General features: G+C 67.8%; 9 protein-coding genes. 7 read left to right on the forward strand and 2 right to left on the reverse strand.

Going from position 1 to position 8,951, the window contains the following annotated elements:
• The coding region (locus sphsw_RS05410) for a TonB-dependent receptor (RefSeq protein ID WP_031439709.1) at positions 1-2,018 on the forward strand (2,018 nt) is incomplete at its 5' end.
• Positions 2,019-2,067: 49 nt separating this feature from the next.
• On the opposite strand, the gene sphsw_RS05415 is transcribed toward sphsw_RS05410, so the two are convergent.
• A complete protein-coding gene (locus tag sphsw_RS05415) occupies positions 2,068-3,861 on the reverse strand; it encodes an autotransporter domain-containing protein (RefSeq protein ID WP_031439710.1) in 1,794 nt (597 codons plus the stop codon).
• 95 nt (positions 3,862-3,956) lie between these two features.
• The gene (locus sphsw_RS05420) at positions 3,957-4,439 is read right to left on the reverse strand and encodes a hypothetical protein (protein WP_235188291.1); all 483 of its coding nucleotides are present in this window, start codon (positions 4,437-4,439) and stop codon (positions 3,957-3,959) included.
• 360 nt (positions 4,440-4,799) lie between these two features.
• Between sphsw_RS05420 and sphsw_RS05425 the strand changes: the two genes are divergently transcribed.
• From sphsw_RS05425 to sphsw_RS05450, 6 genes are all read left to right on the forward strand, one after another.
• Positions 4,800-5,381 (forward strand): SRPBCC family protein, encoded by a 582-nt coding sequence (locus tag sphsw_RS05425; RefSeq protein ID WP_031439712.1) that lies wholly within the window; start codon positions 4,800-4,802, stop codon positions 5,379-5,381.
• Complete coding sequence (locus sphsw_RS05430; RefSeq protein ID WP_031439713.1) at positions 5,381-6,559, forward strand: zinc-dependent alcohol dehydrogenase; 1,179 nt, start codon at positions 5,381-5,383, stop codon at positions 6,557-6,559. The genes sphsw_RS05425 and sphsw_RS05430 overlap by 1 nt, the downstream gene beginning before the upstream one ends.
• 14 nt (positions 6,560-6,573) lie before the next feature.
• A complete protein-coding gene (locus sphsw_RS05435) occupies positions 6,574-7,374 on the forward strand; it encodes an SDR family NAD(P)-dependent oxidoreductase (protein ID WP_031439714.1) in 801 nt (266 codons plus the stop codon).
• A 99-nt stretch (positions 7,375-7,473) separates the two neighbouring features.
• Positions 7,474-7,953 carry a MarR family winged helix-turn-helix transcriptional regulator gene (locus sphsw_RS05440; protein WP_031439715.1) on the forward strand — a complete coding sequence of 160 codons (480 nt, stop codon included), beginning with the start codon at positions 7,474-7,476 and terminating at the stop codon, positions 7,951-7,953.
• A 98-nt stretch (positions 7,954-8,051) separates the two neighbouring features.
• Positions 8,052-8,312 (forward strand): DksA/TraR family C4-type zinc finger protein, encoded by a 261-nt coding sequence (locus tag sphsw_RS05445; RefSeq protein WP_031439716.1) that lies wholly within the window; start codon positions 8,052-8,054, stop codon positions 8,310-8,312.
• A gap of 55 nt (positions 8,313-8,367) precedes the next feature.
• Positions 8,368-8,951: exonuclease domain-containing protein (locus sphsw_RS05450; protein ID WP_042466617.1), on the forward strand; the 584-nt coding region annotated here is incomplete at its 3' end.

An 8,951-nucleotide genomic window follows, 5' to 3' on the forward strand; every position in this document is an offset into this window, starting at 1 on the left:
TCGACGGCGTGCCGCTCGGCGACATGAGCTATGGCAACGTCAACGGCCTGCACATCAGCCGCGCGATCATTTCGGAAAACGTCGCGCGGACCGACGTGGCGCAGGGGGCGGGCGCGCTCGGCACCGCCTCGACCAGCAATCTCGGCGGTACGATCGAATTCTTCAGCGACAGACCGCGCGACACGCTGAACGTCACCGGCGGCGGCACCTATGGCTCGAACGACACCTATCGCGGCTTCGCGCGGATCGACAGCGGCGATCTCGGCGGCGGGCTGAAGGGCTATCTGAGCTACGGCTTTCTCACCACCGACAAGTGGAAGGGCGCGGGCGTCCAGCGCCAGCACCAGGCGAACGGCAAGATCGTCAAGGATCTGGGCAGCCTCGGCAGCCTGTCGGCGTTCCTCAACTTCTCCGACCGGCGCGAGCAGGATTACCAGGATCTGAGCTACGACATCATCCGCCGCCGCGGGCTGGGCAATGACAACATCGCCGACAATTATCCGCTCGCGCTGCAGATCGCGAAGGTCGCGCAGAACCAGGCGGCAGCCGCGGCCGGCGCGGCACAGCCCTGGGCGGGCGTCGGCACCGCGTTTCCCGCCGGGATCGGCACGGTCGACGACGTCTATTTCGACGCCGCGGGCGTCCGTCGCGATTATCTGGGCGGGGTCACGTTCGACGCCAACCTCACCCCCGGCCTGACGCTCAGGACCACCGGCTATTATCACGACAACAAGGGTCAGGGATCGTGGATCACGCCCTATTCGCCGACCCCGGCCGGCGCCGCCAATGCCGATGGCACGCCGATCGCCGCCGCCAGCCCGCTCGGCTTCCGCACCACCGAATATGCGATCAAGCGCGGCGGGGCACTCAGCAACCTCGCCTATGAAACCGGCGCGAACACGCTCGAGCTCGGCGGCTGGTATGAAAGCAACAGCTTCACCCAGGCGCGCCGCTTCTACAGCATGACCGATACCGCGACGCCGAACCGCGACGTGCTGAAGTTCCAGGACAATCCCTATGCGACGCAATGGGACGGCAAATACACCACCGACACGATCCAGTATCATGTCGGCGACACGCTCCGCCTCGCCGACGACCGACTGACGCTCAATGCCGGGTGGAAGGGCTTCACCGTCACCAACCGTGCGATCATGCTGCCCGCGACGACCTCGCCGCTCGCGGTCGGGCGGATCTCCGCCAAGGACTGGTTCCAGCCCCAGGCCGGGCTGCTGTTCAAGCTCGCGCCCGGCACCGAGCTGTTCGCGGACTATAAGGAAAACGTCCGCGCCTATGTCTCGTCGGCGACGACCGGGCCGTTCTCGACCACGCAGGCCGGGTTCAACGCGATCCGCGACCGGCTGAAGCCCGAACGGTCGAAGACCGCGGAAGGCGGGCTGCGCTTCCGCCAGGGCCCGGTCCAGGCCTCGGCGGTCGGCTATTATATCGACTTCTCGAACCGGCTGCTCGGCTTTGCCAATGGCGCAGGGATCATCGGCAACCCGGCAACGCTCAACAATGTCGGCAGCGTCCGGACCTATGGCGCGGAGGTCGCGCTGACCTACCGCGTGTTCACGCCGCTGTCGCTGTTCGCGAGCTATTCGTACAACAACTCGCAATATGCCGACGACGTGCTCGACGCGCGCGGTGCCGTGCTGGTCGCGACCGACGGCAAGACCGCGGTCGACAGCCCCGAGCACATGGTCAAGGGCGAGATCGTGTTCGAACAGTCGGGCGTCACCGCACGCGTCGGCGCGGACTATATGAGCAAGCGCTACTTCACCTATCTGAACGACCAGTCGGTGCCGGGCCGCGTGCTCGTCGATGCCAGCATCGGCTACCGCTTCGAGGGGGACGGTCCGCTTCACGGCGTGTCGATCGAGGGCAGCGTCACCAACCTGACCGACAAGGGCTATATCTCGACGATCGGCTCGAACGGCTTCACCGCCAGCGGCGACAACCAGACGCTGCTGGCCGGTGCACCGCGCCAGGTGTTCGTGTCGCTGAAGAAGGGGTTCTGACGCACGGGCCGGATCGGGACGCTGACGCCCCGGTCCGGCACGCCCGCGTTCAGAACGCCGCAGACAGCCCGGCGAAGGCGGTCACGCTGTCGCGGTCGTCGCGCAGCGCATAGCCCGCGACGCCCGCGCGCAGCGACAATGCGCCGGCGACCTGTCCGTCGACCCCCATTGCATAGCTCATGTAATTGCGATCGGCGCGTTCGACGCTGCTGGTGAAGCGGATCGGCGCGCCGGTCGGGGTCATCGTCAGCGTGCGGGCATCGTCGTCGAACTCGCGCTCATAGCCCGCCCGCACGAACACGCGGACCGGCTCGCCCGGCAGCGACCGCACGACCGCGCCGAACCGACCGGTCAGGCTCTCGATCTGCTGGCGACCGAACGCCGCCGCGGTCGACAGCCCGCCCGCCTCGGCATAGCCCGCCAGCCGGACGCGGTCATATTGCACCGCCAGATCGGGCCCGAAGGCGAGACCGCCGGTGCGGACCAGGTCGAGCGCGCCCGTGATCCGGCCCGCGACGTAATTGCCGTCGGTCTCGCCGTCATGCGTGCGGATCGTCGGCCCGAGCTGCACGCTGCGCTGGATCTGGCGATAGTCGATCTCGCCATAGCTGCCGTCCGCCAGCAGCCGGACCGGCCCCAGCTCGCCGCGCGCATAGCCGCTCGCGGACCAGGCGCGCGGCTTGTAGCGTCCCGCGCCGTTCTGGAAATCGCCCGTCCCGTCCGAATAGGCGCCGGCGATCCCGACGCCCGAGGCCGCGCCGATCGCGAGGTCCGCACCCAGCGTCCCGCTGAAGCCCCGCTCGGTGATGCCGACGCGCTGCGCCGAATTGCCACTCGCGTAATAATGATAGGCCGCACCGCCAAACACCGACAGCGCACGACCGTCACGCTGCGACCCGCCGCGTTCGGGGCCTTCGAGCAGGTCGCGTTGCGCGCGGAACATCGCCTGCGCGGCATAGCCGAGCCCGGCGATCTGCTCGGGCGCCTGGACGAGGCTGGCGATCGCCTGCCCCTGGATCCGCTGCGTGATGCCCGCGGGGTGAACGCTGTCGGCGAGGATATAGGTCTCGTTCGCATTAGGCGTGACCAGGGTTGCGCGGGTACAGGCGAGCGACGAGGGCACGGTGCAGGCGACCCCGGTGATGTTGGTGTAGCCATAGGTCGCCGGGCTCGTCACGAGTTCGTTGAACAACCGGTCGGTATCGAAATACAGCGCGTTGACGTTCGCCGCCGCGAGCGCCGCGGCATAGGTCCGGTTGAACAAGGCGAGCCCCGCCGCACCGCCGGTCTGCACCGCGAGCGTCACGATCCGCTGCGCGCCTACGGCCTGCAGCCGGCTGACCTGCGTGGCGAGCTGCGTCGCGGCGGTGGTCAGGATCTCCGGGTTCGCGCCGCCCCCGGCCAGGAACGCGAAATAGTCGTTGCCGCCGCCCTGCACATAGACGAGGTCGCGCGGCCCGAACGTGCCGCCCGCGCCGAGGAAGTTGGTGATCTGAGTCGTGATCGGGATCGACAGCGCGTTCGCTGCGGTCACGCGCGCGCCGCCGACCGCATAATTGGTCCCGCCCTGGCCATAGACCGGGGTCAGCGGCAGCCCGAGCCGCGCCGCGACCACTTCGGGTGCCACCGGATCGGGATTTGTCGTGAAGCTGCCCGCGTCGCGCGGCAACCGCGGGTCGAGCGTCAGATAATAGCCCCCATCGGCCAGGCTGTCGCCGAACACGACCATGCGGTTGACCGGCGCGGCGGCGGCGGTCGCGCCACTCGCGGTCTGGGCCACTGCGGGGGATGCGATCGCCAGGGTCGTGCCCAGCAGCGCCGCGACGGCGGACGTCGTTTTCATAGATCCTCTCCTGTGCGGCAAGGGGTCGTTGCCCCCTGCTCTGGCACTGTCGTGGATCTGTCACATTGTGACGTCAAGCCGTCTCGCGCGGGGTATCAGCCGTCGAGCTGTGCGCGGGTCGTCGCGCCGACGCGCATCCCGGTCACGCTGACCACGAGCGTCTCCATCTGCGCCTCGACGAACCCCGCGGCAAGAAACGCGCGGATCTCGGTCATCGGCAGCGCGAAGCCGCGGCGCCACGCATAGACCGCCATCCGCCGCAGCGCCTCGAGCCGCGGATCGGCGAGCTGCGACCGGCTGCCCAGCCCGAACAGCCCGCCCATCGCGCGCGACACCGCACCGGGGCTGGCAAGACTGCGCAGCGTGTCGCGCTTGGCGAGCGCGATGACGCTCCATTCGAGCGCGGAAAACCCCGCCGTCTCGTCGGCGGCGTCACCAGAAAGATCGACCACCAGATCGGCGGCCAGATCCGCGGCGAGGTTCGCGGCCGGATTTACCGGCGCGGCGGCTGCAACCCGCGCGGTGTTGCGTGTGCCACAGGGTGCGGCGAAATGCGTGTCGAGGTCGAGATAGGCCATGAATATCCCCTTTCGGATCGGGCAGCACCGGACCTGCGTCGATGGAGGGTCCATCGGCACGGCATGGGGCGGCGCGGGTGCGGTCGTGGTGACAGTGTCGTTCCGACGTCGGAGCAACCTTCGATACCGAGCGGTATACAAACCGATCGACCCGAACGTCAACCACCTTCTGTACCGGGCGGTAGTTTTTTATGCGTCGGGGTTCCCCGCCGCCCCGCCGGAGAGAAATCTACTGAGCGACATCAATTTCCCGGGTGGCTGACGACGAGCCGTCGCTGTGTTGCGACGAACCGCCCGGCGCCCACCGGCTCCCCGCCAGACTGACGCGTTGGGACAGCATCTTTGGACAGGAGAACGGACATGTCGCAGTCCCCTACCGACCATACCGACGACGCGCCCCCGACGACCTGGAAGAAGGGCGACCCGATCGCCGCCGAGGGCCTGCCGACCACGACCGGGGACAGCATCGTCGGCCGCACGGTGACGATCAACCGCCCGGCAGCCGAGCTGTTCGCCTATTTCCGCGACTTCACCAACCTGCCGCGCTTCATGGAAAACGTCGTGTCGATCACCCCGATCGACGCCACGCGGTCGCACTGGGTGGTCAAGGCGCCCGCCGGCCGCACGGTCGAATGGGACGCGGTCGTGACCGACGAGACGCCCGACCGGGTGATTGCCTGGACGTCCGAACCGGGCGCCGATGTCGCCAACAGCGGCCGGGTCGAGTTCCGCGATGCCGGCGCACGCGGCACCGTCGTCACCGCGACGATCGTCTATGATCCGCCCGCCGGCATCGTCGGCAAGATCGTCGCCAAGATGTTCCAGCGCGAACCCGCGATCCAGGCGCGCCGCGACCTGCGCCGGTTCAAGCAACTGATGGAGACGGGCGAGATCGCGACCGCCGCCTTCACCCGCAAACAGCATGACGAGGAGTTCGCCTGATGCGCGCATTGGCATGGCATGGCCGCCACGACGTCCGCGTCGACACGGTCGACGACCCCGAGATCCTCAACCCGCGCGACTGCATCATCAAGGTGACGTCGACCGCGATCTGCGGCTCCGACCTGCATCTCTATGACGGCTATATCCCGACGATGCAGGCGGGCGACATTCTCGGCCACGAATTCATGGGCGAGGTCGTCGAGACCGGTCCCAAGTCGACGCTGAAGAAGGGCCAGCGCGTCGTCGTGCCGTTCACGATCGCGTGCGGCAGCTGCTATCACTGCGGCAAGCATCAATATTCCGCCTGCGACAACGGCCTGCCCGCGGACAATCAGGACATCGCGCAGGAGCTGTACGGCCAGCCGATGAGCGGGCTGTTCGGCTATAGCCACATGACCGGCGGCTATGCGGGCGGCCAGGCGGAATATGTCCGCGTGCCGTTCAGCGACGTCGGCCCGATCGTCATCCCCGACGGGATCGAGGACGACAAGGTGCTGTTCCTGTCCGACATCCTGCCGACCGGCTGGCAGGCGGCGGAGAATGCGCAGATCGAGCCCGGCGACACGGTCGCGGTCTGGGGCTGCGGCCCGGTGGGGCTGTTCGCGGTTCAGTCGGCGTTCCTGATGGGCGCCGAGCGTGTCATCGCGATCGACCATTTCCCCAAGCGCCTCGCGCTCGCCAAGCGGTTCGGCGCGGAGACGATCAATTTCGAGGAAAGCGCGGTCTATGAGGCGCTGATGGCTATGACCGGCGGGATCGGTCCCGATGCGGTGATCGACAGCGTCGGGCTGGAGGCGCACGGCTTCTTCGTCGACAACGTCATCGACCAGATCAAGAAGTCGACCTTCCTCGGCACCGATCGCACACACGCGATCCGCCAGGCGATCATCGCGTGTCGCAAGGGCGGCCGAGTCTCGATGCCCGCGGTCTATGGCGGGCTCGTCGACAAGTTCCCGCTCGGCGCGTTCATGGAGAAGGGGCTGACGCTCAAGACCGGCCAGACGCACGTCCAGCATTACATGCCCGCGCTGCTCAACGCGATCCTCGAGGAGAAGATCGACACGACCTTCCTCATCTCGCACCGCATGGATCTCGAGGAGGCGCCGCAGGGCTACAAGATGTTCCACGACGATCAGAACGAAGTGACCAAGGTCGTGCTCAAGCCCGGCTTCAACTGAGAGGATATCGACCCATGGCTACAGCATCACCACACGGCAAATTCGCCGTCATCACCGGCGCCTCGACGGGCATCGGCTTCGAGCTCGCGACGATCGCGGCGCAGGACGGCTATGACATCCTCGTCGTCGCGGACGAGGCGCTGATCGAGGCGGCGGCGGCCGACTTCCGCCAGTTCGGGACCACGGTAACGGCGCTCGAGGCCGACCTGTCGACCACCGACGGCGTCGACGCGCTGCTCGCCGCGACCAACGGGCGCCAGATCGACATATTGTGCGCGAATGCCGGCCGCGGACTGGGACACGGTTTCCTCGACCAGAGCGTCGCCGACTGGCGCGCGGTGATCGACACCAACATCACGGGCACGCTGTATCTGGTACAGAAGGTGCTGCCCGCGATGGTCGCGCGCAACGACGGCAAGCTGCTCGTGACCGGGTCGGTCGCGGGCTATATCCCCGGCGCGTTCCAGGCGGTGTATAACGGGTCGAAGGCGTTCATCGACAGCTTCACCGAAGCGCTCCGCAACGAGATCAAGGACGCGGACGGCGTCACGCTGACCACGCTGATGCCGGGGCCGGTCGACACCGAATTCTTCGACCGCGCCGACATGAACGACACCGATGTCGGCACCGATCCCAACAAGCGTTCGCCCAGCGATGTCGCGCGCGACGGCTGGGACGCGCTGATGGCGGGCAAGGGCTCGGTATTCTCGGGCTGGATGACCAAGCTGCAGGGCGTCATCGCCAATGTCGTGCCCGGCTCCGTCCTGGCCGAGCAGCATCGCAAGATGGCCGAACCCGGCAGCGCGAAGGACTGATCGCGGCATGAAGCGACGCGGCGGGCTTCGGTCCGCCGCGTCGTTTGCCACGATAAACATCGGCATGGTAGGTCTCCGGCTCAGCCAGGAGCCCCTATCGTGCCCGATCAGCCGCCATCGTCCGATACCGTCCCCCCGCCGCTCCCGCTCGACGAGCAGCTCTGCTTTTCGCTCTACGCCGCGACGATCGCGATCAACCGCGCGTACAAGCCGATGCTCGACCAGCTCGGCATCACCTATCCGCAGTTCCTCGTGCTCCAGACGCTGCACGAGGCGGAGGATGGCCGGACGATCGGCGCGATCGCCGAACGGCTCGCGCTCGAGCCCAGCACGATCACGCCGCTGGCCAAACGGCTCGAGGCGGCGGGGCTGGTCACGCGCCTGCGCAACCCGGCGGACGAGCGGCAGATGCATGTCCGGTTGACCCCGGCGGGCCGGACCTGCTGGGCGGGTACGGGGTGCCTCGGGCCGATGATCGTCGACCGCAGCGGGATGACGCCCGACCGGCTGCGCGCGCTCAACGCCGAGGTCACCGCGTTGCGCCGCGCGCTGGGCGATCCGGACAGCGCAGGACGCTAGCTGGCACCGCCGCCGGACCCGGCGACGTGCAATGCCGACGATGCTTTCCCATATAGGTCAGGCACCTGACACGATCGGGGCACGAACGGAGACGAAGCATGGCAGGCGGCTGGACGCGCGATGGCGCGGTGCAGGATCAGATCGACGATACCGTGATGGATGCGGTGATGGCAGCACGCGCGCGGATGCCCGTCGGCGAGAGCGAGGAACAGTGCATCGCCTGCGGCGACGACATTCCGGAGGGCCGACGCCAGGCCGTGCCGGGCGTGCGGACATGCATCGCCTGCCAGAGCGGTCGCGATCGCCCCGCGGCATCGCTGTTCAACCGCCGCGGCAGCAAGGACAGCCAGCTTCGCTGATGCGGAGGGTGTTGGGGGATCGCGTGCCGCCTGAGTCGGCGCTAGGGGTGACGCCATGCTGACGACGACCGCGCTGCAACCGCTGGCCCATGACCTCGACGAGACCGCGCCCGATTTCGTCGTGATCGACGTCGAGACAGCCTGTGCGCGCGTCAGCAGCATCTGTCAGGTCGGGATCGTCGGCTTCCGGAACGGTGCCGAGGTATTCGCCTATGAGACGCTGGTCGATCCGCGCGACGAATTTCACGCGTTCAACACGCGGATCCACGGCATCGCCGCGCATCATGTCGTCGGCCAGCCGAGCTTTGCCGACATCCATGCGACGGTCACCGCGCATCTGTCGGGGCGGACCACGGTCGCGCATTCCTATTTCGACAAGGGGGCGCTCGCCGCCGCGTGCCGCGTGCACGATCGCCCGGCGATCGAGACGACCTGGCTCGACAGCGTGCGCGTTGCCAAGCGTGCCTGGCCCGATCTGGCGAACCACAAGCTCGGGCAGCTCGCGCGCTATCTCGGGATCGAGCATCGTCACCACGACGCGCTGAGCGATGCGCGCGCCGCGGGCTGGGTGATCGTCAAGGCGATCGACCATACCGGCCTGACGCTGGCCGACTGGCTCGCCCCGCCGCGCGTCGCCGG

It is taken from the genome of Sphingomonas sp. FUKUSWIS1, from assembly GCF_000733135.1.
Taxonomy (GTDB): domain Bacteria; phylum Pseudomonadota; class Alphaproteobacteria; order Sphingomonadales; family Sphingomonadaceae; genus Sphingomonas; species Sphingomonas aerolata.

Coding starts and splice junctions, on each gene's coding strand:
- sphsw_RS05435 (WP_031439714.1), top strand. CDS start 6,574: ATGGCTACAGCATCACCACACGGCAAATTCGCCGTCATCACCGGCGCC.
- sphsw_RS05425 (WP_031439712.1), top strand. CDS start 4,800: ATGTCGCAGTCCCCTACCGACCATACCGACGACGCGCCCCCGACGACC.
- sphsw_RS05430 (WP_031439713.1), top strand. CDS start 5,381: ATGCGCGCATTGGCATGGCATGGCCGCCACGACGTCCGCGTCGACACG.
- sphsw_RS05415 (WP_031439710.1), bottom strand. CDS start 3,861: ATGAAAACGACGTCCGCCGTCGCGGCGCTGCTGGGCACGACCCTGGCG.
- sphsw_RS05420 (WP_235188291.1), bottom strand. CDS start 4,439: ATGGCCTATCTCGACCTCGACACGCATTTCGCCGCACCCTGTGGCACA.
- sphsw_RS05445 (WP_031439716.1), top strand. CDS start 8,052: ATGGCAGGCGGCTGGACGCGCGATGGCGCGGTGCAGGATCAGATCGAC.